A 24,264-nucleotide genomic window follows, 5' to 3' on the forward strand; every position below is an offset into this window, starting at 1 on the left:
TGGCCTGCCGCTATCATGCCGGCAGACCTTTGGAGTGACCGATGACGGCTGTGCCCGCCCCTGTTTCCTCGACCGCGGCCGGCGCGCTGTCGGCGTTCCTGCGTGGCGTCGAGCGCCGTGCCCTGGTGGTCGCTGAACTGCAGTGCGGCGATGCCGCGCGCGCCGAGCAGACCCTGGTGGCGGTGATGCGCGCCTTTGCCGCAGTGGCCAGCGACCTGCCGATGGCGCAGTGGCCGACCCGCTTCTGGACCCTTCTGGGCCAGCGCCAGGCGCTGCGCGAGCCGGTGGGCGGGCAGTGGCTGCCGCCGTTGGCCGTGCTGGGCGCGATGCCGCCGCTGCCGCGCCTTGCGCTGCTGCTGCGGGTGGGGGGCAGCCTGGACGAGGGCATCGCCATGCGCGTGCTCGACCAGGACGAGGCCGGCTACCAGCACCTGCTGGCCGACGCCTGCCCGCGTGATGCCCACGGCCAGCCGGATGCCTCGGCCTGGCGCCAGTTGGCCGAACAGGTGCAGGCGCGTATCCGTGAGTTGCCGGCCGCGCGCCTGCAGCAGCTGCAGCAACCCGCCGCCGCGACCGCCCACAACGAAGCCCCGACCCCGAGCTGGCGCGCACCGCAGCGCGATGAGCGGGCGGCCGCCAATGGCAAGCGCCGTCGCACGAACGCCAAGCCACGTTGGCGCGGTCCGCTGATCCTGCTGGCGACCGTGGCGGTACTGTTGGCCGCAGCGCTGGGCTGGCGCCACTGGCAGGGGCATTCCTTCGGCAGTGATGCACCGCTGCCGGAGGGAGTGGTGGGCGAAGCCGGTCCGGTGACGGTGGAAGCCCTGCCACCCAGCAAGGTCAACGCCACGCCGGATGCGACCACGGCCCAGGCCACGGACGACGCAGCGATGCTGGCCGATCGTGACTACCCGCTGGTCGCCGATGCCGACCTGTACGCGTGGACTGCCGCGGGCGGCCCGCTGCCGGTGGATGAATCGCAATCCAGGCCGAGCCGGCCCGAGCCGGCCAGTGCCACGCTGGAAACCGCTGCTGCCGATGAATAAGTCCGTGTTCGCCAGCCTGCTGCTGGCCCTGCCTTTGTCGCTGTCTGCCGCGCCGCAATCGTTGAACGTGCCGTTGCCGCCACCGACGTCGCCGGCCACGCCGCTGGCTTCGCCAGCACCGTCGACGGCAGCACCCTCTGGCTTCGCCCAGCTCGATGCGCAGCAGCAGCGCCAGCGCCGCGCCGACTACGCCGCCTGGCGCGCGCTGCCGGAAGGAGAGCGCGAGCGCATCCGCCAGGCGGCTGCGCGATTCAATGCGCTGCCTGCGGACCAGCAGCAGCGCCTGCGCCAACAGTTCCGCGACCAGGACCAGGCGTTCCGCGACGGGTGGCGGCTGGGCCCGCAACTGGGCCTGGAATTCCCCAAGCTGCATGGCTTGTTCGGCTTCGTGCCGCCGGAACAGCGCGAGACCGCGCTGGCCGTACTGCGCCAGCTCAGCCCGGCGCAGCTGGCCCAGCTGACTCTGGTCGCGCAGCGCACGCCACCGCAGGAACGCGACGCAGTGCGCAGCGCCTTCCTCGCCGTGCCCGCCGCCGAGCGCGACAGCTGGCTCAAGCGCCAGGCCGGCCAGTAAAAAAGGGGACGGAGGGGATTAAGTCGCATCCGGCACTAGCGGGCCTGAAACGACTTAATCCCCTCCGTCCCCTTTTTGTGTGGGGCGGCTGAAACCCAGCATTCACGCCATGTCATGGGAATGCACGCGCCGCCCGCGTAAGATGGGCGCCCGCAACCCGGTGCCTGTGCCCTTCGCGCGCAACCGCAGTTCGCGTCAAGCACCTTATGTCTACTGCAACCTCCACGCCGCGCTTCAGCAAGGAAGTCGGCGCCACCGGTCTGCTCGCCCTGCCGCTTGTGCTGGGCCATGTGTCCACCGGTCTGATCTCCTTCGTCGACAACGTGATTGCCGGCCACCACGCCACGGCCACACTGGCCGCCGTCACCATCGGTACGGCGCTGCTGTGGCTGCCGATGCTGATTCCGATCGGCACCCTGATCTCGCTCACCGCCTCGGTGTCGCAGCTGCATGGCGCCGGCCGCGAGCGCGAGATCGGCCCGCTGTTCCGCCAGGCACTGTGGCTGGCCTTGGGGCTGGGCCTGATCATGTTCACCTTCCTCACCGTGGTGCCGCCGCTGCTGCCGTCGTTCGGCATCGCGCCGGACATCGTGCCGGGGGCGACCGCGTTCCTGCATGCGGTGCGCTGGGGCGGACCTGCGCTGACCCTGTACTTCTGCATGCGCTATCTCAGTGAAGGCATGCACTGGACGCTGCCGACCATGCTGCTCGGCTTCGGTGGCCTGCTGGTGCTGGCACCGATGGGCTATGTGCTGGCCAACGGCAAGCTCGGCTTCCCGGAAATGGGCGCCGAAGGCCTGGGCATCGCCTCGGCGGTGATGATGTGGCTGCAGGCAATCGCCTTCGCCACCTACCTGTGGTTCACCAAGCGCTTCGCCCATCTGCAGCTGTTCTCGCATTTCGAAGGGCCGCGCTGGAAGGCGATCTGGGACTTGCTGCGCACCGGCCTGCCGATCGGCATCACCGTGCTGATGGAGGGCGGCCTGTTCATCGTCACCGCGCTGCTGATCGGCCGCCTTGGTGCCAACGAAGCCGCTGCGCACCAGATCGCGATCAATGTCGCGCAGCTGTGCTTCATGATCCCGATGGGCGTGGCCGAGGCCACCACCGTGCGCGTCGGCCATGCGGTCGGCCGTGGTGACGGCTTCGGCGTGCGGCGTGCGGCCTGGGCCGGTTACGCGATCATCATGGGCACGCAGACGTTGTCGGCGGCGGTGCTGCTGTTCGGCCACGATGCCATCGTCGGTGTGTACACCAACGACCTGGCAGTGGCCGGCCTGGCCTCGACCCTGCTGCTGTACGCGGCCACCTTCCAGTTCCCGGACGGCATCCAGGTGCTGTCGGCCGGCGCGCTGCGCGGCCTGAAGGACACCCGCGTGCCGATGTTCATCGCCATGTTCGCGTACTGGGGCCTGGGCATGCCGCTCGGCGCCGGGCTCGGCCTGGGGCTGGGCATGGGCCCGCAGGGCATGTGGATCGGCCTGATCGTCGGCTTGACCGCCGCTGCCATCCTGATGGGCTGGCGCCTGCGCCGCAGCAGCCAGCGCATCGGGCAATCCGCGCTGTCCTGATCTTCCCGCCCGCCACGTTCACCCGTGACGGGCGATCCCCTGACTTGTGTCCGATGCTGCATCACGCGGCACCGGCTATGCTGGTACCACGGCAAGAAGCCATCCGGAGCGTTCCATGAATCAACCCGTGCCCCCGCTGCCCCCGGCGCGTCGCAACCCCGTCGCCAGTTTCTTCATCGGGCTGTGGGACGTCATGAACTTCACCCGCCGGTTGATCCTCAACCTGGTGTTCTTCGGCCTGCTGTTCCTGCTGCTGGTGATGTTCGTCATCGCCGCCGGCATGGGCGCCGGTGCCAGCAAGTCGCTGCAGGACCGCACGACGCTGGTGATCGCGCCGGAAGGCCGCCTGGTCGAGCAGTTCAGCGCCGACCCGGTCAGCCGCGCGCTGGCCAAGGCGGTGGGTGACAACGGCGCCGAGGAGATCCAGCTGCGCGATCTGCTGCGGGTGATCGAGTCGGCCAAGGAAGACAAGAAGATCGAACGCGTGGTGCTGGAGCTGGACAAGCTGCAGCCGTCCGGTTTCGCCTCGCTGCGTGAGGTGGCCGCCGCGCTGCAGGACCTGCGCGCCTCCGGCAAGCAGCTGGTGGCCTACAGCGAGAGCATGGGCCAGTCGCAGTACCTGCTGGCCGCGCAGGCCGACGAGGTCTACCTGGACCCGATGGGTTCGGTCGTGCTCGAAGGCCTCGGCCGCTACCGCCAGTACTTCCGCACCGGCCTGCAGGACAAGCTGGGCGTGGACGTGCACCTGTTCAAGGTGGGCGAGTACAAGTCCGCGGCCGAGCCGTACGTGCTCGACGCGGCGTCGCCGGCCTCCAAGGAAGCCGACCTGTTCTGGATGAACGACGTGTGGCAGCGCTACCTGGGCGACATCGCCAAGGCCCGCCGCCTGGATCCGGCACAGCTGGCCGCCGGCATCGACACCCTGCCGGAAGGCATCGCTGCCGCCGGTGGTGACCTGGCCAAGTTCGCGCTGCAGCAGAAGCTGGTGACCGCGCTGAAGACCCGCGAGGAATTCGAGGATCTGATGATCGAGCGCGGCGTGGCCGACGAGGATGCCGACGGTGGTTTCCGCAACGTCGACTTCGGCCGCTACCTGGCCCTGCTCGACGCGCGCCGCAACCCGGTGGACTCGCGTCCGCAGGTGGCCGTGGTGGTGGCCGCCGGCGAAATCAGTGGCGGTGACCTGCCGGCCGGCCGCATCGGTGGCGAGTCGACCTCGGCGCTGCTGCGTGCCGCGCGCGACGACGACAACGTGAAGTCGGTGGTGCTGCGGGTGGATTCGCCGGGCGGTGAAGTGTTCGCCTCCGAGCAGATCCGTCGTGAAGTGGTAGCCCTGCAGGCCGCTGGCAAGCCGGTCGTGGTGTCGATGGGTGATCTGGCCGCTTCCGGTGGCTACTGGATCAGCATGAACGCCGATCGCATCTATGCCGATCCGTCGACCATCACCGGTTCGATCGGCATCTTCGGCATGGTGCCGAACTTCAGCCGCGCGCTGGACAAGATCGGCGTGCACACCGACGGTGTCGGCACCACCCGCTTCGCCGGCGCCTTCGATGTCACCCGCCCGATGGACCCGGCCGTCGGCCAGGTCATCCAGACGGTGATCAACAAGGGCTACGCGGACTTCACCGGCCGTGTCGCCGACGCCCGCAAGAAGCCGGTCGAGGCCGTGGACGAGGTCGCCCGTGGCCGCGTGTGGAGCGGTGCACAGGCCAAGGAACGCGGCCTGGTCGATGCCTTCGGTGGCCTGAAGGATGCGGTGGCCGATGCGGCCAGCCGCGCCAAGCTGGGCAAGGCCGATGCCTATCGCGTGCGCTACATCGAGAAGGCAGCCACGCCGTTCGCACAGTTCGTCAGCGGTTTCGCCGGCAGCCGCGCCGGTGCCTGGATGCTGTCCGATTCGGGGATGGCGCGGATGATGCTGGCACGCACGATGCCGGAAGTGGACACTCAGTTGCGCTTCGTCGAGAACGCGGCCCGCGAGAAGGGCAATGGCGCTCCGGTGAAGGCGCTGGCGTACTGCTTCTGCGGATTCTGATCGGCAACGGTACCGAATGAAAACGCCCGGCCCTGGCCGGGCGTTTTCGTTCATGGGGTCGGATTCCTTGGCAGCACAAAGGTCTCTGACCCCACAGGTCATTGCGTCGCGTCGGCTTCGGCCTTGCGCTCACGCGCAGCGACATCATCGACGGTTTTCTGCACGTCCTTGGCGCGGTCCAGCGGGTCGTTGATCGCACGCGACATCGCTCGTGGCACCGGTGGCTTCTCCGGGTTCGGCGTGGGCGGCCGCTGGCAGGCCGCCAGCAGCAGGCTGGCCAGCAGCGACGTGGACAGGATCAGGATGCGCATGGCGGCTCTCCGCGGTGGGCGTATGGGCAAGTGTCGCATCCCCGGCCGAGCGCTGCCGTGAGCGCGTATCCTTGCGGCATCGAAACACAGCGGGCGCGGCCCCGGAGGACTCATGACCCAGCAACGGTGGCGCCTGGACGGCCAGACGGCCCTGATCACGGGTGCCAGCGCCGGTATCGGCCTGGCCATTGCGCACGAACTGGCTGGCCTCGGCGCCGACCTGATGATCGTCGGCCGCGACATCGACATGCTGGAAACGGCGCGCGACGAACTGTTGGATGTCTATCCGCAGCACCAGGTGCACGCGCTGGCGGCCGATGTCTCCGATGACGAGGACCGTCGGCAGATCCTGGACTGGGTGGAAGATCACAGCGATGGCCTGCACATCCTGGTCAACAATGCCGGTGGCAACGTCACCAAGGCGGCCACGGAATATTCCGAGGACGAATGGCGCAAGATCTTCGAGACCAACCTGTTCTCGGCCTTCGAGCTGTCGCGCTACGCGCATCCGCTGCTGGCCCGGCACGCGTCGTCGTCGATCGTCAATGTCGGCAGCGTGTCCGGGCTGACCCATGTGCGCAGTGGCGTGGTCTATGGCATGACCAAGGCGGCGATGCACCAGATGACCCGCAACCTGGCCGTCGAGTGGGCCGAGGATGGCATCCGGGTCAACGCGGTGGCGCCCTGGTACATCCGCACGCGGCGCACGTCCGGTCCGTTGTCGGACCCGGACTACTACGAGGAAGTGATCAACCGCACGCCGATGCGCCGCATTGGCGAGCCGGAGGAAGTGGCCGCAGCCGTTGGCTTCCTGTGCCTGCCGGCGGCCAGCTATGTCACCGGCGAATGCATCGCGGTGGATGGCGGCTTCCTGCGCTACGGGTTCTGATCTTCCAAAGGGTAGTGCCGGCCGCTGGCCGGCAACTGGAATCATTTGAAGATCCTGCGATTGCCGGCCAGCGGCCGGCACTACCGGGTGGCTGTCACCCCGGTATCGGGCAGTTGCTGGCCTCCAGCACGCCCTGCAGCCGTTCGCGTTCCCCACGGGCGTTGTCGCGGTTTTCCGGCGAGGCGAACCGCTCACGGCCACGTGCGTCGCGGAAGCGTTGCTGCCAGCTGCTGCAGCGCTGCGCGTCCGGCAGTTCCTCGCAGCGGTCGCGCACCACTTCGCAGCCGGCGGCATTGACCGGCGTGGCGCCGCCCAGTCCCTGCACGGTCATCAGTTCGCAGCGCCCGGGGGCGGCTTCGTATTCGTGCAGGTAGCCACCGCCCTGGCTGTCGGTGCACTGGAAGATCGGTGGCAGCGGCGGCTTCGGCGGCGCATTGCTGTCCGGCGCGGCATCGGCCTGGCGTGGCAGCGATGCACTGTCGAGTATCAGATCGCCGCCTTCGCGTTCGACCATGCCAGCTTCCATGATCGTGCGTCCTTCGCCGGGGCGACGAGGCGCGGGTGCGGGAACGGACGGCGCAGTGGCCGCGGCCGGTCCGGGCGCGGCCGGCACGGGTGCCGCTGAGGCCGGCGCCGGCGGAGCACTGGCCGGCACCCTCACCACCTGCTGCTTGCTGCCGGCAGGGCAGGGCGTGCGTTGCAGGGTAGGCACATCGCTGCTGCTGGAGGTACAACGGTAGATCACCCCGTCGTCGGCCAACGCGTTGCCGGCGAACAGGCCCAGGGCCAGCCAGATCAGGTTCTTCATGCGCACAGCGTACATGCCCAGGCAGGCATCGCGCTCAGCGTTCGCAGTCCCGCGACAGGCGCGCGTCGATGCCACGCTGTTCATTGCTGATGGCGGTGCGCTCACTCTGCAGCGCGCTGTTGTAACGGCGGTCCAGTTCCCAGCGGCGGTCACGCAGGCGCGCACAGACGTCCTGCGGCGGCAGCGCATGGCAGCTGTCACGGACCAGCACGCTGCCGGCCGGCACCTGCACGCCGACGCCCACCGCAGGCGGCCGGTAGCCTGCGCCTTCACCGATCGGCGCACCGACCGGCGTGCCGAAGCCCGGGCGCGGACCGGGATGGACCGCGCCGTGGTGCCCGTGCGGGAGCCACACGCTGGTCCACAACGGGACCCAGCGCGGATTGCCCTCGTTGCTGTCGCTGGTGTAGCGGCGACCGTCGTCGCTCACGCACTCGTACAACGGTTGTGGCGGCTGGATGTAGACGTGGCGGACTTCGCGATCGCGCATCACCGGAACCTCGCTGGGCACCGCGGGAGGGGCGTCACTGCGCACCACCCGGGGTGCCGGATCGCGCGGGCGCTGCAGGTCACGTACCTCCTGCCGGCCGCTGCTGCAGGGCCTGTCCTGCAGGGCCACGGCGCCATTGCTGGCGACGCAGCGGTAGACGCGCACGTCCTCGGCGGCCGATGCGGTCCATGGCAGCAGCAGGCACAGGCCCAGGGCGGTGCGCAGCAGGTTCATGGCGGCAGGGTGCGTGATTGTGCGTGGCAGTGCAATCGTCCGCTCAGGAGCGCAGCACGTTGCCGCTGAGCGCGTCGCGGATCGGGGTGGGCTGGGCCAGGCCGCCGGTTTCGCCATCGAGGATGCCATCGAGCAGGCGCAGCAGGCGTGGATCCAGCTCGGCACGGCTGCGTGCCGGTGATTCACCGGCCAGGTTGGCGCTGGTGGAGACGAGGGGCCCCCCCCAGGCGCGGCACAGGGCGGCGACCAGCGGGTGCGCGCTGATGCGCACGGCGATGCCGCTGTGCTCGCCGGTAATCCAGGGCTGGGCGCGCGGACCGGCCGGCAGGATCCAGGTGTTGGCACCCGGCCAGCTGGCCAGCACCGCGCGCTGTCGGGCATCGGGCAACGCCTGCAGGCGCACCCAGCCCTCCAGCTGCGACAATTCGGCGGCGACCAGGATCATGCCCTTCTCGATCGGGCGCTGCTTCAGCCGCAGCACCATGTGCACCGCCGCCTCATGCGAGGGATCACAGCCCAGGCCCCAGACCGCTTCGGTCGGATAGGCGATCACGCCGCCGGCGCGGAGCGTGGCGACAGCAGAGTCCAGGGTGAGTTCTTTCATGGCGGCGACCGGCCCGACGTGGGCCCCCATTATCCCCCTGCGGCGTGCAGAAGGGGTGGACCCTGGCCCGGTAGTGCCGGCCGCTGGCCGGCATCGGGTGCTTCTGGATGTTGCCGGCCAGCGGCCGGCACTACCCCTTATCCACGCATGGCGTGAATCTACTTCGCGGCTTTCTTGACGGCCTTCTTCGCCGGTGCCTTCTTTGCAGCGGCCTTCTTTACCACGGCCTTCTTCGCCGCCTTCTTGGCAGGCGCCTTCTTGGCTGCGGCCTTCTTCGGCGCCGCTTCCTTCTTCACGGCCGCCTTCTTGGCCGGTGCCTTCTTCGCGGCAGCCTTCTTGGCGCCGAAGCCCTTGCGCACGGGCTTGCCGGTTTCTTCCATCAGCTGCTGCACTTCGGCCAGGGTCAGCGATGCCGGCTCGCGATCCTTGGGGATCTTGCCGTTCATCCTGCCGTCGCTGATGTACGGGCCGAAGCGGCCGTTCAGCACCTGGATGTCGCTGCCCTCGAACTCCTTGATGATCCGGTTGCGCGCGATCTCTTCCTTCTCTTCGATCAGGAACACGGCGCGGGCCAGGTCGATGGTGTACGGGTCGTCTTCCTTCTTCAGCGAGGCATAGGTGCTGCCGCGCTTGGCGAACGGGCCGAAGCGGCCGATGCCGACGCTGACCGGCTCGCCGTTGTCCTCGCCCAGCGCGCGTGGCATCAGGAACAGTTCCAGCGCGTCTTCCAGCGAAATGGTGTGCATCGACTGGCCGGGGCGCAGCGAGGCGAATTTCGGCTTCTCCTCGGCGTCCTCGGCGGTGCTGCCGATGGCGGCGTAAGGCCCGAAGCGGCCGAGGCGCACGCTGACCGGCTTGCCGGTCTTCGGGTCGGTGCCGAGCTCGCGCGCGCCACTGGCCTCGGCGCGGTCCACCGATTCCTTCTTGTCTTCCACCAGCTCCTTGAACGGCTCCCAGAAGCGGGCCATCAGCGGGATCCACTCTTCTTCGCCACGCGAGACGGCGTCGAGCTCGTCTTCGAGCTTGGCGGTGAAGTCGTAGTCCACGTACTGGGTGAAGTGGCTGGACAGGAACTTGGACACCGCGCGGCCGACGTCGGACGGGCGGAAGCTGCGGCCTTCCATTTCCACGTACTTGCGGAACAGCAGGGTCTGGATGATCGAGGCGTAGGTCGACGGACGGCCGATGCCGTACTCTTCCAGCGCCTTCACCAGCGCCGCTTCGGTGTAGCGCGGCGGCGGCTGGGTGAAATGCTGCTCGGCCTGGATGCGTTCCAGCGGCACGCGGTCGCCCGGCTTCATCGCCGGCAGCTTGCGGCCTTCGTCCTCGTCTTCGGCGCTCTTGTTGTCCTTGCCTTCCTCGTACACGGCCAGGAAGCCGGGCACCACCACGGTGGTACCGCTGGCACGGAACACGTGCTCGCTGCCAGCCGACAGGTCGACGCTGACCGTATTGAGCGTGGCCGGAATCATCTGGCAGGCGACGGCGCGCTTCCAGATCAGTTCGTACAGGCGGCGCTCGTCGTCGGTCAGGAAGCGGGCGACCTGCGACGGAGTGCGCAGGGCCGAGGTCGGGCGCACCGCCTCGTGCGCTTCCTGGGCGTTCTTGGACTTGGTCTGGTAGGTGTTCGGCTGGTCGGGCAGCGAGGCGATGCCGTAATCACGGGCGATCACGTCGCGGATTTCGGCCAGCGCGTCCTGCGACAGGTTCACCGAGTCGGTACGCATGTACGAGATGAGGCCGACGGTGCCTTCGTCACCGATCGCCACGCCTTCATACAGCTTCTGCGCCACCTGCATGGTCTTGCGGGTGGTGAAACCGAGCTTGCGCGAGGCTTCCTGCTGCAGGGTGGAGGTGGTGAACGGCGGCGCCGGGCGGCGCTTGCGCTCCTTGCTGGCCACGTCGGTGACATGCAGCGAGCCCTGCGCGGCCTGCTGGATGCGCAGGCGGGCGGCTTCGGCGGTGTCGCCGTCGGTGATGGTGAACTGCTCGAATTTCTGCCCGTCCAGCTTGACCAGCTTGGCGTTGAAGTGCTGCGACGGGTGTGCGCACTCGGCGGCGATCGACCAGTACTCGCGGGCGATGAAGGCTTCGATCTCTTCCTCGCGCTCGACGATCATGCGCAGCGCCGGGCTCTGCACGCGGCCGGCGGACAGGCCGCGCTGGACCTTGCGCCACAGCACCGGCGACAGGTTGAAGCCGACCAGGTAGTCCAGCGCGCGGCGCGCCTGCTGGGCATCGACCAGGTCGCTGGCGATCGCGCGCGGCTGGCTGATCGCTTCCTTGATGGCGCGCGGGGTGATCTCGGTGAACACCACGCGCTGCATCGGCTTGTCCTTGACCAGCCCGCGTTCCTTCAGGATCTCGGCGATATGCCAGCTGATCGCTTCACCTTCGCGATCCGGGTCGGTCGCCAGCAGGATGTCGTCGGCGCCCTTGGCGGCCTTGGCGATCGCGTCGACATGTTTTTCGTTCTTGTCGATCACGTCGTAGTGCATGGCGAACCCGTTGTCCGGGTCGACCGCGCCTTCCTTCGGAATCAGGTCACGCACATGCCCATACGAGGCCAGGACGGTGTAGTCCTTGCCGAGGTATTTGTTGATCGTCTTGGCCTTGGCCGGCGATTCGACGATGAGCAGGTGCTTGGGCATGGCAGCAGTGTCTGTGGGGCGAGCCGCAGGGGAGGGGCCGCTAGGGTGGAGCAAACGGCCGCATTAGTGAAGCGGCCACGGACAAATCAATACGCTGAACGCCCGGTAGTGTGCCGGGCGTTCAGGTTTCACCTTATTAGAGGAATCACGCCCGGCCAGCCCCTGTCAAGCAGCCAGACGTGAGGATGGCCGTTCATGAGGCCATCTTGGCGATGAAGCCGACCGCGGCCACCAGCACCACCAGGCCCGCCAGCACCAGCAGGCCGGTGAGCACCAGGATCACGATGGTGACCGTGCCCAGCTCATGGCGCTGCAGGTGCGGCTGGTCGGTGTAGGCCCAGCGGTCGACCACCAGGGTGTCGCAGATCATGTCGTGCAGGCCCTGCTTGCGCTCGGTGAAGGCGGCCATCAGGAAGCCGATGCCGAGGGTGAAGCTGCTCAGCAGCATGGCCCAGTAGCGGCCGAAGGCGCGGCCCTTGGTCAGGCGATCGCCGTTGCTGCGCACGACCTTGATGCCGACCGCCATCTTGCCCAGCGTGGCGCCACCCTGCGAGGAATGGAACCAGGTGTAGTAGGCAACGCCGATGGCCATGTTGATCAGCGCGCTGGCCACCTGCGCGACGATTTCGATGGAGGTCTCGCCGCTGCCCACCGCGCCCATGCTGGCGCCAAGCACCACGCCGATGATGGCGCCGATGATGCCGCCCGGAATGGCCAGCACGAAGTAGTCGATCATGTACGCCGCTACGCGCTTCCAGAAGCCTGCGTAGACCACCTCGCCGCCGATCACCGGCTGCGGGCCACCGGCACCGGAAGCGGCCGGGGCGCTGTAGGGCGAGCTGCTGAGCGCACCCGTGCCAGGCAGCGGTGCAGTGCCGTTGTCGATGGCGGCGTAGTCGCCGCGCAGGTCGAAGCCGCCGCTGGCGGTGGCCGTGCTGGCATCGGCCAGCGTCTGCAGGCCGAGCTCATCGACCACCTGGCGCAGTGCAGCCCACTGGGCCATGCCTTCGCGCCAGACCAGGGTGTCCAGGTTCAGTTCGCCCCGCTGGAAGCGCTGGCGGATTTCCTGGACCGGCAGCGGGCCCTGGCGTTGCTGTCCTTCGGCGTAGTACCACTCGGTCATTGCATGTTCCCTGTTGGATCGTCCTTGGAGGTGCTGCCGTGCGCGTGGCTCAGCCGCGGCACGACGGCGGCAGGTACTTGTCGTCGCTTTCACCGCTGCATTCCCAGCGGCCGCTGTCGCGATCATATTCCAGCCACAGCAGGTCGCCATCGAGGCTCTTGCCGGGCACGGCCAGCGTTGCTTCGATGCCGCAGTGGCCGTTGTTGAAGCGGCCGATGTTCACCGCCGACAGGCCGGCCTGGGTGAAATCACCCGGCGCCGGGAAGCCGGCATCGTTGGCACCGGGGCAGCGGCCTTCGTCGTCGGCGAAGTGCTGCACCTGCTGTTTCAGCGGCTGCAGGGCATTGACCGCGGTGGCAACCTTGGCACGCACGGTGTAGTCGTTGTAGGCAGGCAGGGCGATCGCCGCGAGGATGGCCATGACCGGCACCAGCACCAGCAGCAGGCCGCCGCCGATGATCGCGGTCAGGGCGCAGCCGGAGAGCTTCTTTTTCGGCGGCGGCAGCACCCCGGCCGGGGTCTGCGTGGCATAGGGCGTGGACGGTGGCAGCACCGGTGGTTGCGGCGGCGGCGCAACCGGTTCCGGTTCGGGCTCCGGCTCGGGTTCCACGGCCGGCGCGGCGACGTCCAGCGCCGGCACGATCAGGCCCAGCTCATCGACCACGCTGCGCAACGGCTGCCATTGCGGCAGGCCGTCGCGCCAGACCAGGGTGTCCAGGGAGATCTGGTTGTTGCGGAACAACTCGACCAACTGTTCCGCCGGCAGCGGGCCTTGCTGCCGGTTGCCTTCTGCGTGGAACCACTCGCTCACGGGGACGCTCCTGAATGCGCTATGCCCCCAAGTGTACGGTCAGTGCAGGGGTTCTGGCTCGTCCATGAACATCTGCGTCTCCATCCAGGCGTAGGCCGCTTCGGAGCCGGGCTGGTTGAACAGCACCATCAGCACGACCCACTTCAGGTCGTCCAGGTCCAGTTCGTCCTGGTCCAGGGCCATCGCCCGGTCCAGCACCAGCTCGCGCTGGTCGGCGTCGAGGATGCCGTGCTGTTCCAGGTACAGCAGGAAGCCGCGGCATTCCACGTCCAGCTTGTCCAGCTCGGGGCCGTGGTAGATGCGCACGGGGCCATCGACCCGCGCCTGGGCCACGCTCGGCCGCTGCGCGGCCAGGGCATCGAGCCAGTCGAACGCCTTGTTGATCTCGGTGGGGCTGAAACCGGCCTGGATCAGGCCGTTCTGGAGCGAATCGCGGTCACGGATCAGGTCCGCATCTTCGCTGAAATAGTGTTCAAACAGGTACAGCAGTACATCCAGGATGCTCTCTTTCATTGCCCCTCGGCCTGCGTCGCGCGACGCTGTGGAGGTGAAGAAACTAGGGAGTTCGACAGTAGCGGCCGTGTACGCACACCACGATTCCCGCCAGTTCCATGGCCAGCAGCATGGAGGACACCTGTGACGCCGTCAATCCACAACGCGTGATCAGTGAATCCATACCGCTTGGGTTGTGGTCCAGCGCCCGCCACAAGCACTGGTAGTCAGGGTCGCCGGCCCAGCGCGCCGGCAGGAGCGCCGGCGGTGCCTGTTCAGTGGGGGTGGCCAACCGCGATTGCAAGCCCGGCAGCTGCTGGCGAAGGGCGGGGGCGAGCAGTTCCAGGACCTCCTCGGGGCGCTCGACCAGCGCCGCGCCCTCGCGGATCAGGCGATGGCAGCCGGCCGCGCGCGGGTTGAGCACCGACCCGGGCAGGGCACAGACCTCGCGGCCCGCCTCGGCGGCCAGGCGCGCGGTGATCAGCGCGCCCGAGCGCTGTGCGGCCTCGACCACCACGGTGGCCAGCGCCAGTCCGGCCACCAGCCGGTTGCGCGCAGGGAAGTGGCTGGGGCGGGCAGCCGTGCCCGGCAGGTACTCGCTGAGCACCACGCCTTCGGCGGCGATCCGCGCCTGCAGCCGGGCGTGGCTGTCCGGATAGGCCCGGTCAGGGCCGGTGCCGATCACTGCCATGGTGCAGCCGCCGGCCTCCAGCGCAGCCTGGTGCGCGGCCGCATCGATGCCTGCGGCCAGGCCGCTGGTCACCGCCAGGCCGGCCTCGACGAAGCAGCCGGCAAAACGCGCGGCCAGTGCACGCCCGCCCGGGGTGGGCGAGCGGCTGCCGACCAGCGCCACCGAAGGGCGCCAGGCCAGGCAGGGATCACCGGCCACGAACAGCGCCAGCGGCGGGTTGGGTACCTCCAGCAGTGATGGCGGAAAGGCCGGATCGGTACACGACAGCAGGTGATGGTTGTCCTGTTCCAGCCAGCGCCGGGCGGCTGTCCAGGCCCGGGTATCAACGCGTTCCAGGGCGGCGCACTGCTCCGGCGTGCAACCGTGCGCACGCCAGGTCGCAGTGCCTTGCGCGATGGCGGTTTCCGCATCGCCCGCGGCCTGCAGCAGGGCCCGTCGGGGCGCCAGTGCGCCTCCCGCCATCAACAGGCGCAGCAGCGCCTCGTATGCATGTGTGGTCATCCCCCACTATCGGCCGCACACAACAAAGGCGCCCTAGGGCGCCTTCGCATGTGGCTGTCAGGTTTTGCCGGAGGTGCCTGCCGGCCCGCGGCCGGCACTCCAGTGGTGGCCGGGGCAGTCCGGCAACCGTTACTTCGCGTCCGGGTGCAGCGCGTTGTAACCCACCTGCACCGGCTTCACGCCCTGCATCACCAGCGCGTAGCTGACGTTGTCGAAGGTGCGGAACACCATCGCATGCGCGGCATATTCATCCGGCAGCGAGACCCGGCCTGCGCCGGTGCTGAGCGAGTCGTCCATGCGCGAGGAGGTCGGGTACTTCATGCGGTGCGCTACATGGCGGCCCGGGCGCCACAGCGAGAACACGGTGCCGTTGTCCACGCCTTGGGCACGGCCGGCCGAAATCGCGATCACGTCGCGTGGGCCACCGGCGGTGAACATGTCGGTGACCGCCAGCACGCGCACGTCCACGCCCTCGACACCCGCAGCGGGTACGTGGGGCACGAACTGCAGGTCGTACGGCCGGGCTTCGACCGGCACCAGGCGGTCGCCGGCGCGCACTTCGCGGCCGCCGACGTTCTTGTCCAGCACCAGCGTGGAGGCCTCGACCTTGCCGCCGGCGATCTGGGTGATGGTGCCGGTGGCGACCTGGGCCAGTTCGTAGCCGAGCACGCCACGACGTGCGTTGGGTGCGTTGTAGGCCTTCCACAGGTTGCCGCTGCCCGGGGTGACGTCGCCGTTGGCGGTCAGGTCCTCGGTCGGCTTGGGCTGGGCGTAACGCACGGTCGGGCGTACCACGGCCCAGCGCTGGCCCACCTGGGCATCCGCCAGGCGCACGTAGACGGTGTCGCCACCGGACACGCGCAGGCGGCTGTCCTCCAGGCCGACGACGTAGGGCAGCTGCTTGACGCTGTCGACAACGCTCAGCTGCTTCAGGAACGGCTCGACCTGGGCCAGCGGAATGGCGTCGATCGGGGCCTCCTGGCGCGGACCGGCCTGGGACACGGTCACCCGGTCCAGGTAGGCCAGGCTCAGCACGTCACCTGGATAGATCAGGTGCGGGTTGGCGATCTGCGGATTGGCTTGCCAGATCTCCGGCCACAGCCAAGGCTTCTGCAGGAAACGTGCGGCGATATCCCACAACGTATCCCCTTTTCGGACCACATAGGTGTCCGGGTGCCCGCCATTCACTTCCACGGCGGTAGCATAGGCAGCCACGGTCAGCATCGCCGCGGCGACGACCGTACGAAAACGAAGCAACATAGGTGTGAAGCCCTGATTCCCCAACAGGTCCACGCACTATAGTCCAGAAACCGGGGCGCAAGGCAAGCGTTGGAGCTAGAATCTGCGACGTATGCCGGCGTGCCGGCCCCCTATCCGGAAACAGCCATGGCCCTTCTCCCCATTCTCGAGTTCCCCGATCCGCGCCTGCGTACCAAGGCTGCGTTGATCGACGCCGCCGAAGTCACCACGCCGGCCTTCCAGGAACTGATCGACAACATGTTCCTGACCATGTACGACGCCCCGGGCATCGGCCTGGCCGCCACCCAGGTGGACGTGCACAAGCGCTTCATGGTCATCGATGTCAGCGAAGAGAAGAATGAACCGCATGTGTTCATCAACCCGGAAATCGTCGCCAAGGACGGGGGCCGGGTGTACCAGGAGGGCTGCCTGTCGGTCCCGGGCATCTTCGCCGACGTGACCCGCGCTGACACCATCACCGTGAAGTACCTGGACCGCAACGGCCAGGAGCAGCAGCTGGAGGCCGGTGAAGTGCTGGCCACCTGCATCCAGCACGAGATGGACCACCTGGACGGCAAGCTGTTCATCGACTATCTGTCGCCGCTCAAGCGCGAGATGGTCCGCAAGAAGCTGGCCAAGCAGCGCAAGCACGTGGCGTGATCGCCAATCCGGGCCGCCCTCCGGGTGGCCCGTGCCTGCGCGACGCGCGCGGGCTGTACGGCGCCGGCCGACGGCGCCGTTTTCTTTCCTGCACGAATCCATCCTGCAAGTGGGGTAGCCATGAGGATTGTCTTTGCCGGTACGCCGGAATTCGCGGTGTCGTCGCTGCGCGCCGCGGCGCGCCACCACGAGGTCGTGGCCGTCTATACCCAGCCTGATCGCCCGGCCGGGCGCGGCCGTGGCCTGGCACCGTCGCCGGTCAAGCTCGAAGCCGTGGCCCGTGGCATTCCGGTCTACCAGCCCGAATCGCTGAAGGATGAAGCTGCCCAGCGGCAGCTGCGCGACCTGCAGCCGGACCTGATGGTGGTGGTCGCCTACGGCCTGATCCTGCCCAGGGCGGTACTGGCGATCCCGGCCCACGGCTGCTGGAACGTGCATGCCTCGCTGCTGCCACGCTGGCGCGGTGCCGCGCCGATCCAGCGCGCGATCCAGGCCGGTGACGCAAAGACCGGCGTGTGCCTGATGCAGATGGAAGCCGGCCTGGATACCGGCCCGGTGCTGCTGCACCAGGAGCTGCCGATCGCGGCCACCGATACCGGCGGCCAGCTGCATGACAAGCTGGCCGAACTGGGCGCACAGGTGCTGTCCGACGGCCTGGGCCTGCTGCGTGCCGGCATCAAGCCGATCGCGCGGCCGCAGCCCGAGCAGGGCGTGACCTACGCGCACAAGCTGGACAAGGCCGAAGCCCGCCTGGACTGGGCGCAGGACGCCGATGCACTGGCGCGCACCGTGCGCGCCTTCAATCCGTGGCCGATCGCCGAGGCCACGCTGGCCGGCGAGCGCGTGCGCATCCACGGCGCGGTCGCTCTTGACCTGGCCCACGGCCAGGCGCCGGGGGCGGTGCTGGCGGCCAGCCGCGATGGTATCGACATCGCCTGCGGCCAGGGCGCGCTGCGCCTGCGCACGCTGCAGCGCGAAGGCGGCAAGGCGATCACCGCCGCCGACTACCTCAATGCCCGCCGCGACCTGCACGTGGGGGCATAAGCGGTGTCGAAGCAGAATGATTTCTCCGTCGCCAAGGCGGCGCCGGGCGCGGCCACCCGCATGCTGGCCGCACGCGTACTGGCGCAGGTGTTCACCCGTGGCCGCTCGCTGAAGGCGGAACTGGCCTGGGCACTGCCCAAGCTGGCCGACAGTCGTGATCGGGCCTTGCTGGAAGCGCTGTGCTTTGCAGTCCTGCGCCGCCGCAGTACCTACGACGCTGCCTTGCAGTCGTGGATGCAGAAGCCGCTGTCGGCGCGTGATGCCGATCTGCGCACGCTGCTGATGGTGGGCTTCGCGCAGCTGGACGTGCTGGAACTGCCGGCGCATGCGGCCCTGTCGGCCACGGTCGACGCCGCCCGCGCGCTGGGCCGTGAGCGCCAGGCCGGGCTGGTCAACGCGATCCTGCGCCGCGCGCAGCGCGAGGGGTTCCCGGAGCAGCCTGCGCGTGACGCCTTTCCGGCGTGGCTGGCCGACGCCGTCGAGCGCGACTGGCCGTCCCAGGCCCAGGCGATCTTTGCTGCCAGCCTGCAGCCGGCGCCGCTGTGGCTGCGTGCCAACCGCCAGCAGGGGGGGCGTGACAAGGCGCTGGCCACGCTGGCCGAGGCCGGCATTGCTGCCGAAGCCAGCCCGCTCAGCGCCGACGCGCTGCGCCTGGTGGCGCCCATCGCGGTGAACCAGTTGCCGGGGTTCGCCGACGGTGCGCTGTCGGTGCAGGACCTGTCGGCGCAATGTGCGGCGGACGCGCTGGCACCGGCGTCCGGCGCCCGCGTTCTGGACGCCTGCGCGGCACCGGGTGGCAAGTCGGCGCACCTGCTGGAGCGTGACCCGAGCCTGCGCCTGCTGGCGCTGGATATCGATGCGCGTCGCCTGGCGCGTGCCCGCGATACCTACACCCGCACCGGTGTAGGTGAGGGCGCGCAGACCCGGGTGGCCGATGCCAGCGACCCCGGTGCGTGGTGGGATGGCACCCCGTTCGACGCCATCCTGCTGGATGCGCCGTGTTCGGCCACCGGCGTGATCCGCCGCCAGCCGGACGTGATGTTCCACCGCCGCGCCGAGGATATCGATGCGCTGGTCGGCGTGCAGGCCCGCCTGCTGGAGGCCTGCTGGTCGATGCTGCGCCCGGGCGGCGTGCTGCTGTACGCCACCTGTTCGATCCTGCGCGCCGAGAACATCGATCAGGTGCGGGCCTTCCTGAAGTGGCATCCGGACGCGGTGGCACAGCCGCTGGATGACAGATTCGGCCTGGACTGCGAGGGGATCGCGCGCCAGCGACTGCCGGGTGACAGCGATGCTGACGGTTTCTTTTACGCGCGTCTGCTAAAAACGGCCTGACCCCCGCTGACGTTGCGAGTCCCATGCTGAAATCCCGCGCGTCGCGCGAGACGTGGTTGTTCGTGGTGATGGCCCTGCTGGTGCTGGGGGCCGGGCTGGGCCTTCGTGATCCGTGGCCGTCGGACGAGCCGCGCTTCGCGCTGGTGGCCAAGCAGATGTTCGACAGCGGCCACTGGCTGTTCCCGCACCGCGGGACCGAGCTGTACTCGGACAAGCCGCCGATGCTGATGTGGTGGCAGGCCACGCTGTACAGCCTGGTCGGGCAGTGGCGCGTGGCCTTCCTGCTGCCGTCGCTGCTGGCGGCACTGGGCACGCTGTGGTGCGTGGTCGACCTGGGCCGGCGGCTGTGGACGCGGCGGGTGGGGCTGTATGCCGGCTGGGCGCTGCTGTTCGCGCTGCAGTTCACCTTCCAGGCGAAGAAGGCGCAGATCGATCCCCTGCTGCTGCTGTTCATCACCCTGGCCAACTACGGCCTGCTGCGCCACCTGCTGCTGGGGCCTGCCTGGCGCTGGTGGTGGCTGGGCTGGTTCTTCGCCGGCATCGGCGTGATCACCAAGGGCGTGGGCATGCTGGCGCTGCTGATGATCGTGCCCGCGGCAATCGCCACGGCGCTGCGGTGGCCACGGGTGGGCCTGCACGCGCGCGACGCGCGCTTCTGGCTGGCGCCGCTGGCCTTCCTGCTGGCGGTGTCGTTGTGGCTGGCGCCGATGCTGCTGGCCGGCTTTGCCACCGGCTCGGACGAATATCGCGCCTACATGGACGATATCCTGTTCCAGCAGACGGCGCGGCGCTACACCCATTCCTGGGATCACCACCAGCCCGCCTGGTACTTCCTGGCGACGATGCCGCTGATGTGGATCCCGGCATTCCTGGCCCTGCCCTGGGCGATTCCGGCCTGGCGCCGCCGGCTGCAACGCCGCGACGCGCGCTATCTGCTGCCGCTGGCCTGGTGGCTGATGGTGGTGCTGTTCTTCTCGATTCCCGCCGGCAAGCGCGACGTCTACATCCTGCCGGCGCTGCCGATGTTCTGCCTGGTGCTGGCACCGCTGTTGCCGGGGTTGCTGAAGCGACGCGATGTGCAGGCCGTGGTGGGGCTGTTCACCGGCCTGCTGTCATTGGGCCTGGCCGTGGCTGGCGTGATGGCGGTGCTGGGTGACCCGGCCTTCGAGCTGCGCCTGACCCATAGCCGCGGGCTCGCCCCCGGGGCCGTCGACGCGCTGGCGTGGACGATCCTGGCGATGGGCCTGTGGGGCGGATTGAGCCTGCTGGCCTGTGGCCGTCGCCGGCACCTTGCGCTGGTGTCGACCCTGGCGGCGGTCTGGGTGCTGTACAGCCTGGTCGGCTACCCGCTGCTGAACGATTCCAGTTCGGCCCGTGGCCTGATGCGCGCGGTCGGTACCCGCCTGGGCCCCGATGCCGAGCTGGGGCTGGTGGCCTGGAAGGAACAGCACCTGCTGCTGGCCGACCGTCCCGCAGCGACCTTCGGTTTCGAGACTGACTGGGACGAGCAGCTGGTGGCGGCCACGCGCTGGCAGCGGCTGGCGCCCGGACGCCGTTGGCTGCTGGTCCACGAGTACGCGATGCTGTCGTGCGTCGACCGCAACCGCTCCGAACTGGCCGGCGTGGCCAACCGGCGGCGCTGGTGGCTGGTGCCGGCGGCGGCGGTGACGGTGCCGTGCGTGGTCACTGCCGAGGAGCGGGAACGTGAACGGCGTTTGCAGGAACATGACTAGCCAGCACGATTTCCGCTTGTCCAGTCTGCCCAAGCGGGTCCAAAGGCAGTAAAACAGCAGGCTGGGACGGGCCGCGTTGGCCCGTCCCATTCTTCCAGCAGATTGCAGCGATACTTCCCGACGTGCCAGCTTCACCGGACAACCTGAACCTCATGGCCGGCGACCCGCTGGGCGTTCCCGTCGGTGGGCGTCACGGGGTTGCACACGGGCTGGCCCAGCTGGGGCTGTTCTGCCTGCCGGCACTGGTGCTGACCGTGCCGATCAACCTGTTGCCGTATGGCCTTCTGCTGCTGCTCAGCACCCTGCTGGCGCCGGAGCTGCTGTGGCGCGCGCGGGGCATGGCCGGCCAGCCGGTGAAAGTGCTGGTCTGGCTGATGCTGGCGGTGCTGGCGCTCGGCGTACTGTCGGTGGTGCTGTTCGAACAGGGCCTGCGTGACGTCGACAACCGTTCGCGATTCGTGGTGATCCCATGGATCGCGCTGTGGATCTGCGCGCTGCGTCCCAGCCTGCGGTGGCTCTGGTACGGCTCGTTGACCGGCCTGCTCGCCACCTTCGTGATGTCGCTGTGGCAGGTGCTGGGCGGCGCCCCGCGCGCGGAGCTGTTCACCAACGCCATCGTGCTGGCCGACATCGTGATGGTGTTGATGGTGCTGCTGGTGTTCTGCCGGCCGTCGCGGCGCTGGTCGCTGGTGATCCTCGGCATGGCCGCCGGTTGCGGCACCATCGTGCTGACCGGCAGCCGCGGTGTGTTCGCCGCCTTGCTGGCGCTGCTGGTGGTGCTGGCGCTGAGCCTGCGCTGGCGTACCGGTGCGGCGCGCCTGTCGGTGCTGGCCGGGATGCTGGCGATCGGTGCGACGCTGCTGCTGTCGGTGCCGGAGCTGCGCCACCAGGTCCGCCTGAGCGAGCTGCACAGCGACGTGCAGCGGATGGAGCTGGGCGACAGTGATTCTTCCGCCGGTGCCCGCGTCGAGCGCCTGCAGGTAGCCTGGCAGACCTTCCTCGATCATCCGCTGGTGGGTGTTGGCATCGGTCATTTCGACAGCGCGATGCAGCGCGTGCCGGTCTGCCGGGAGAACCCGGAAGAGTCGCGCTGCCACCTGGGGCATGCCCACAACGACGTGGCCGAATGGGCGGCGACCCAGGGTGTACCGGGCCTGCTGCTGTTGCTGGCGGTGTATGGCATCCCGCTGTGGTTGTTCGTGCGCCTGCATCGCCGCAGCGGACGGGCGACCTTCCGCGGGCCGGCCGCTGCCGGCGTCATGCTGGTGATCACCTACGCGTTGTGCGGGCTGACCCAGTCGATGTTCGCGCACCAGATGACGGCCAGTTTCTACGTGACCCTGGTCGGGCTGCTGACCGGCCTGTCGATCGTCGAAGGCGCGCGCCACCGGGCGATCACCGGCGGCTCGTGATGCGTCGGCGCGCCGGGCGGGCCCCGGCGATCAGGGGTTCGGCGGGTCGGCCACGGGCTGGCCGTTGCCCAGCATCCACAGCATGATGGTCTTCTGCCGCACGTAGTTGGCGCGCACGTAGGCGTAGACCAGGCCGTGCCAGCCGTCGCGGAAGCCGCCACGGAACACGAAGCCGCGCCAGAACCGCCAGGCCGGCGCCAGTACCAGCTTGCCCAGCGTGGCCCGCTTGCCGCGTGCGAACTCGTGCTCGGCCATCATCCGCGCGTACTTCTCGGTCTTGGCCAGCTGCTGCTGCAGGGAGCGGTACGGGTAATGGACCAGGTCGCCGCGCAGGGTGCCGACGCTGCCGTCGACGCTGGCCGCCTCGTGGATCTCGCGCTTGCCGCGCCAGCCGCCGCGGCGGCGGTCGAACAGGCGCATCACCCGGTCCGGGTAGGCATTGCCATGGCGCAGGAACCTGCCGAAGTACTCCGACAGGCGCGCGAAGCGATAGCCGGCATGGCCGGCGAAGCCACCGTCGCGGGCCTGTTCGCTGGCTGCGCGCAGTTCCGGGCTGATCCGCTCATCGGCGTCCAGGCACAGCACCCAGTCGTGGCTTGCCTGCTCGACGCAGTAGGCCTTCTGGCTGCGGAAGCCATCGAACGGACGCTGCAGCACGCGGGCGCCTGCGGCCTCGGCGATGGCCAGGGTGGCATCGCTGGAGTACGAGTCCACGACGATGATCTCGTCGCAGAAGGCCAGCGAGGCCAGGCAGTCGCCGATGCGGCCGGCCTCGTTGAACGCGATAATGCAGGCCGAGATGCGAGGCCGTTCGATGGGAGCGGTCGTGGAGGACATGATGGCCGGGTACCTGTTGTTTGCGACGGAGCGCTATGCGCTGCCTATTCTCGCCCCGTTGGCGCAGGCCTTGCACGCCTCCGGGCAGGAGGTGGCGGCCTGGTTCGAGGATGGCGCGGCCGCCAGCAGCCTGCCGGGCGTGCCCAACATCGGACTGAAACAGGCCCTGGCGATGCGGCCGCGTGCCGTGTTCAGCGCCGCCAACTGGGTGCCGACCTTCCTGTCCGGCGCCAAGGTACAGCTGTTCCATGGCTTCAACGTAGAGAAGCGCGACAGTGCGCGCGGCCACTTCCGGGTGCGCGGCATGTTCGACCTGTACTGCACGCAGGGGCCGGCCACCACCGCGCCGTTCCGTGAGATCGCCGCCCTGCAGGGCCATTTCGCCGTAGCCGAGACCGGCTGGCCGAAGCTCGACCCGCTGTTCCGCGACGACGGTGGCGAGAGCGCCGCGCTGCGCGCAGCGGCGGGCGGGCGCCCGGTGATCCTGTTCGGTTCGACCTTCACCGAGCGCCTGAGCGCAGCGCCCCACCTGCATGCGCAGATCGCCGCCGATATCGCTGGCGGTGAGCGCTACTGGCTGCTGACCCTGCACCCGAAGTGCCCACCGGAACTGTTCGAGCGCTACCGCGCGCTGGCCGGTGCCCATGCCCGCTTCATCGAGCCGGAGCAGGTGATGGCCGCGCAGCGCGCCGCCGATGTGCTGGTGTCGGACACCTCGTCGATCGTTTCGGAGTTCATCGTCCAGCACAAGCCGGTGGTGACCTTCCGCAACCGCGTGCCCAAGCCGCACATGATCGACTTCGGCGACCCGGCGCAGCTGCCGGCGATGCTGCAGCGCGCGCTGCATCCCGACGCCGCGCTGCAGGCGGAGATCGTGCGCTACGCCGACGCCATCCATCCGTACCGCGATGGCCTGTCCAGCGAGCGGGTGATCGCCGCCACCGAGGATTTCCTGTCCGGTGAAATGGGCGTGCTGCGGCGCAAGCCCTTCGGCAGCTGGGTGCGCGACCTGCAGATCCGCAAGGACCTGGGATATTGGGGGCCGTCGCAGCGCTGATGCCTCGCCGACCCCGCTCGCGGTAGTGGCGGGCGGGGGGGCGGGCAAAAAGCGGTGTGGGAGGTGGAGGTGCCCCGGGGGTCGAAGAACAGGCTGGAGGACAAACCAAGAGA

Annotated in this window: 22 protein-coding genes; 11 read left to right on the forward strand and 11 right to left on the reverse strand. The window is 68.9% G+C overall.

Translation table 11 applies throughout. The features are described from left to right. The first annotated feature begins 41 nt into the window (after window positions 1–41). The 4 genes from AC5JLE_RS02330 (at window position 42) to sppA (ending at window position 5,229) form a co-directional block, all read left to right on the forward strand. Window positions 42–1,046 (forward strand): hypothetical protein, encoded by a 1,005-nt coding sequence (locus tag AC5JLE_RS02330; RefSeq protein ID WP_180835836.1) that lies wholly within the window; start codon window positions 42–44, stop codon window positions 1,044–1,046. Continuing rightward, on the forward strand, window positions 1,039–1,620 hold the full coding sequence (locus AC5JLE_RS02335) for a DUF3106 domain-containing protein (RefSeq protein WP_049408659.1): 582 nt from the start codon (window positions 1,039–1,041) through the stop codon (window positions 1,618–1,620). The genes AC5JLE_RS02330 and AC5JLE_RS02335 overlap by 8 nt, the downstream gene beginning before the upstream one ends. A 206-nt stretch (window positions 1,621–1,826) precedes the next feature. Beyond that, complete coding sequence (locus AC5JLE_RS02340; RefSeq protein WP_032958262.1) at window positions 1,827–3,191, forward strand: MATE family efflux transporter; 1,365 nt, start codon at window positions 1,827–1,829, stop codon at window positions 3,189–3,191. Window positions 3,192–3,306: 115 nt separating this feature from the next. Then, window positions 3,307–5,229, forward strand: a complete 1,923-nt coding sequence (sppA, locus tag AC5JLE_RS02345) for a signal peptide peptidase SppA (RefSeq protein ID WP_032958263.1) — start codon at window positions 3,307–3,309, stop codon at window positions 5,227–5,229. Window positions 5,230–5,327: 98 nt separating this feature from the next. Here the strand turns inward: sppA and AC5JLE_RS02350 are convergent, their stop codons facing one another. Continuing rightward, window positions 5,328–5,540 carry a hypothetical protein gene (locus AC5JLE_RS02350; protein WP_496064982.1) on the reverse strand — a complete coding sequence of 71 codons (213 nt, stop codon included), beginning with the start codon at window positions 5,538–5,540 and terminating at the stop codon, window positions 5,328–5,330. Window positions 5,541–5,652: 112 nt separating this feature from the next. On the opposite strand from AC5JLE_RS02350, the gene AC5JLE_RS02355 reads away from it, so the two are divergent. Next, on the forward strand, window positions 5,653–6,429 hold the full coding sequence (locus AC5JLE_RS02355; RefSeq protein ID WP_014038643.1) for an SDR family oxidoreductase: 777 nt from the start codon (window positions 5,653–5,655) through the stop codon (window positions 6,427–6,429). 94 nt (window positions 6,430–6,523) lie between these two features. Here AC5JLE_RS02355 and AC5JLE_RS02360 read toward each other — a convergent pair whose 3' ends face one another. From AC5JLE_RS02360 to AC5JLE_RS02400, 9 genes are all read right to left on the reverse strand, one after another. Further along, window positions 6,524–7,237 carry a hypothetical protein gene (locus AC5JLE_RS02360; RefSeq protein ID WP_032958375.1) on the reverse strand — a complete coding sequence of 238 codons (714 nt, stop codon included), beginning with the start codon at window positions 7,235–7,237 and terminating at the stop codon, window positions 6,524–6,526. A 34-nt stretch (window positions 7,238–7,271) separates the two neighbouring features. Then, window positions 7,272–7,961 carry a DUF4124 domain-containing protein gene (locus AC5JLE_RS02365; RefSeq protein ID WP_241884890.1) on the reverse strand — a complete coding sequence of 230 codons (690 nt, stop codon included), beginning with the start codon at window positions 7,959–7,961 and terminating at the stop codon, window positions 7,272–7,274. 43 nt (window positions 7,962–8,004) lie between these two features. Further along, window positions 8,005–8,595, reverse strand: coding sequence for an L-threonylcarbamoyladenylate synthase type 1 TsaC (gene tsaC, locus AC5JLE_RS02370; protein WP_496064983.1), 591 nt, complete (start codon window positions 8,593–8,595; stop codon window positions 8,005–8,007). A 128-nt stretch (window positions 8,596–8,723) separates the two neighbouring features. Continuing rightward, the gene (locus AC5JLE_RS02375; protein WP_014648569.1) at window positions 8,724–11,216 is read right to left on the reverse strand and encodes a DNA topoisomerase I; all 2,493 of its coding nucleotides are present in this window, start codon (window positions 11,214–11,216) and stop codon (window positions 8,724–8,726) included. Window positions 11,217–11,409: 193 nt separating this feature from the next. Beyond that, window positions 11,410–12,339, reverse strand: a complete 930-nt coding sequence (locus AC5JLE_RS02380) for an RDD family protein (RefSeq protein WP_049408647.1) — start codon at window positions 12,337–12,339, stop codon at window positions 11,410–11,412. 49 nt (window positions 12,340–12,388) lie between these two features. Then, window positions 12,389–13,150 carry a pilin gene (locus AC5JLE_RS02385; RefSeq protein WP_197562108.1) on the reverse strand — a complete coding sequence of 254 codons (762 nt, stop codon included), beginning with the start codon at window positions 13,148–13,150 and terminating at the stop codon, window positions 12,389–12,391. 39 nt (window positions 13,151–13,189) lie between these two features. After that, a complete protein-coding gene (locus AC5JLE_RS02390; protein ID WP_005419622.1) occupies window positions 13,190–13,663 on the reverse strand; it encodes a DUF494 family protein in 474 nt (157 codons plus the stop codon). Between the two features lie 43 nt (window positions 13,664–13,706). Then, entirely contained in the window at window positions 13,707–14,834 is a 1,128-nt protein-coding gene (gene dprA / locus AC5JLE_RS02395) for a DNA-processing protein DprA (RefSeq protein ID WP_401733143.1), read from the reverse strand. 129 nt (window positions 14,835–14,963) lie between these two features. Beyond that, entirely contained in the window at window positions 14,964–16,094 is a 1,131-nt protein-coding gene (locus tag AC5JLE_RS02400) for a LysM peptidoglycan-binding domain-containing protein (protein ID WP_032958270.1), read from the reverse strand. A 126-nt stretch (window positions 16,095–16,220) separates the two neighbouring features. Between AC5JLE_RS02400 and def the strand changes: the two genes are divergently transcribed. The 5 genes from def to AC5JLE_RS02425 all read left to right on the forward strand — a co-directional run bounded on the left by def (window position 16,221) and on the right by AC5JLE_RS02425 (window position 22,257). Continuing rightward, window positions 16,221–16,733, forward strand: a complete 513-nt coding sequence (def, locus tag AC5JLE_RS02405) for a peptide deformylase (RefSeq protein WP_014648564.1) — start codon at window positions 16,221–16,223, stop codon at window positions 16,731–16,733. Window positions 16,734–16,853: 120 nt separating this feature from the next. Further along, entirely contained in the window at window positions 16,854–17,777 is a 924-nt protein-coding gene (fmt, locus tag AC5JLE_RS02410) for a methionyl-tRNA formyltransferase (RefSeq protein WP_478439805.1), read from the forward strand. A 3-nt stretch (window positions 17,778–17,780) separates the two neighbouring features. After that, entirely contained in the window at window positions 17,781–19,112 is a 1,332-nt protein-coding gene (gene rsmB / locus AC5JLE_RS02415) for a 16S rRNA (cytosine(967)-C(5))-methyltransferase RsmB (RefSeq protein WP_046432737.1), read from the forward strand. A gap of 23 nt (window positions 19,113–19,135) precedes the next feature. Next, window positions 19,136–20,845 (forward strand): ArnT family glycosyltransferase, encoded by a 1,710-nt coding sequence (locus AC5JLE_RS02420; protein WP_496064984.1) that lies wholly within the window; start codon window positions 19,136–19,138, stop codon window positions 20,843–20,845. 152 nt (window positions 20,846–20,997) lie between these two features. Next, on the forward strand, window positions 20,998–22,257 hold the full coding sequence (locus tag AC5JLE_RS02425) for an O-antigen ligase family protein (RefSeq protein ID WP_496065007.1): 1,260 nt from the start codon (window positions 20,998–21,000) through the stop codon (window positions 22,255–22,257). Between the two features lie 30 nt (window positions 22,258–22,287). Here the strand turns inward: AC5JLE_RS02425 and AC5JLE_RS02430 are convergent, their stop codons facing one another. Continuing rightward, the gene (locus AC5JLE_RS02430) at window positions 22,288–23,094 is read right to left on the reverse strand and encodes a glycosyltransferase family 2 protein (RefSeq protein WP_496064985.1); all 807 of its coding nucleotides are present in this window, start codon (window positions 23,092–23,094) and stop codon (window positions 22,288–22,290) included. Between AC5JLE_RS02430 and AC5JLE_RS02435 the strand changes: the two genes are divergently transcribed. Beyond that, a complete protein-coding gene (locus AC5JLE_RS02435; protein WP_496064986.1) occupies window positions 23,093–24,151 on the forward strand; it encodes a CDP-glycerol glycerophosphotransferase family protein in 1,059 nt (352 codons plus the stop codon). The two genes, AC5JLE_RS02430 and AC5JLE_RS02435, sit on opposite strands and share 2 nt — an antisense overlap. Window positions 24,152–24,264 lie beyond the last annotated feature (113 nt).

Source organism: Stenotrophomonas sp. (assembly GCF_059505245.1).

Bases quoted from the DNA above. Each gene is read 5' to 3' on its own strand.
- sppA (WP_032958263.1), top strand. From the start codon at position 3,307: ATGAATCAACCCGTGCCCCCGCTGCCCCCGGCGCGTCGCAACCCCGTC.
- AC5JLE_RS02365 (WP_241884890.1), bottom strand. From the start codon at position 7,961: ATGAACCTGCTGCGCACCGCCCTGGGCCTGTGCCTGCTGCTGCCATGG.
- AC5JLE_RS02425 (WP_496065007.1), top strand. From the start codon at position 20,998: ATGGCCGGCGACCCGCTGGGCGTTCCCGTCGGTGGGCGTCACGGGGTT.
- AC5JLE_RS02335 (WP_049408659.1), top strand. From the start codon at position 1,039: ATGAATAAGTCCGTGTTCGCCAGCCTGCTGCTGGCCCTGCCTTTGTCG.
- dprA (WP_401733143.1), bottom strand. From the start codon at position 14,834: ATGACCACACATGCATACGAGGCGCTGCTGCGCCTGTTGATGGCGGGA.
- AC5JLE_RS02375 (WP_014648569.1), bottom strand. From the start codon at position 11,216: ATGCCCAAGCACCTGCTCATCGTCGAATCGCCGGCCAAGGCCAAGACG.
- AC5JLE_RS02430 (WP_496064985.1), bottom strand. From the start codon at position 23,094: ATGTCCTCCACGACCGCTCCCATCGAACGGCCTCGCATCTCGGCCTGC.
- AC5JLE_RS02435 (WP_496064986.1), top strand. From the start codon at position 23,093: ATGATGGCCGGGTACCTGTTGTTTGCGACGGAGCGCTATGCGCTGCCT.
- AC5JLE_RS02330 (WP_180835836.1), top strand. From the start codon at position 42: ATGACGGCTGTGCCCGCCCCTGTTTCCTCGACCGCGGCCGGCGCGCTG.
- AC5JLE_RS02360 (WP_032958375.1), bottom strand. From the start codon at position 7,237: ATGAAGAACCTGATCTGGCTGGCCCTGGGCCTGTTCGCCGGCAACGCG.
- def (WP_014648564.1), top strand. From the start codon at position 16,221: ATGGCCCTTCTCCCCATTCTCGAGTTCCCCGATCCGCGCCTGCGTACC.
- AC5JLE_RS02420 (WP_496064984.1), top strand. From the start codon at position 19,136: ATGCTGAAATCCCGCGCGTCGCGCGAGACGTGGTTGTTCGTGGTGATG.
- AC5JLE_RS02355 (WP_014038643.1), top strand. From the start codon at position 5,653: ATGACCCAGCAACGGTGGCGCCTGGACGGCCAGACGGCCCTGATCACG.
- AC5JLE_RS02380 (WP_049408647.1), bottom strand. From the start codon at position 12,339: ATGACCGAGTGGTACTACGCCGAAGGACAGCAACGCCAGGGCCCGCTG.
- AC5JLE_RS02400 (WP_032958270.1), bottom strand. From the start codon at position 16,094: ATGTTGCTTCGTTTTCGTACGGTCGTCGCCGCGGCGATGCTGACCGTG.
- AC5JLE_RS02350 (WP_496064982.1), bottom strand. From the start codon at position 5,540: ATGCGCATCCTGATCCTGTCCACGTCGCTGCTGGCCAGCCTGCTGCTG.
- tsaC (WP_496064983.1), bottom strand. From the start codon at position 8,595: ATGGGGGCCCACGTCGGGCCGGTCGCCGCCATGAAAGAACTCACCCTG.
- AC5JLE_RS02340 (WP_032958262.1), top strand. From the start codon at position 1,827: ATGTCTACTGCAACCTCCACGCCGCGCTTCAGCAAGGAAGTCGGCGCC.
- AC5JLE_RS02390 (WP_005419622.1), bottom strand. From the start codon at position 13,663: ATGAAAGAGAGCATCCTGGATGTACTGCTGTACCTGTTTGAACACTAT.
- fmt (WP_478439805.1), top strand. From the start codon at position 16,854: ATGAGGATTGTCTTTGCCGGTACGCCGGAATTCGCGGTGTCGTCGCTG.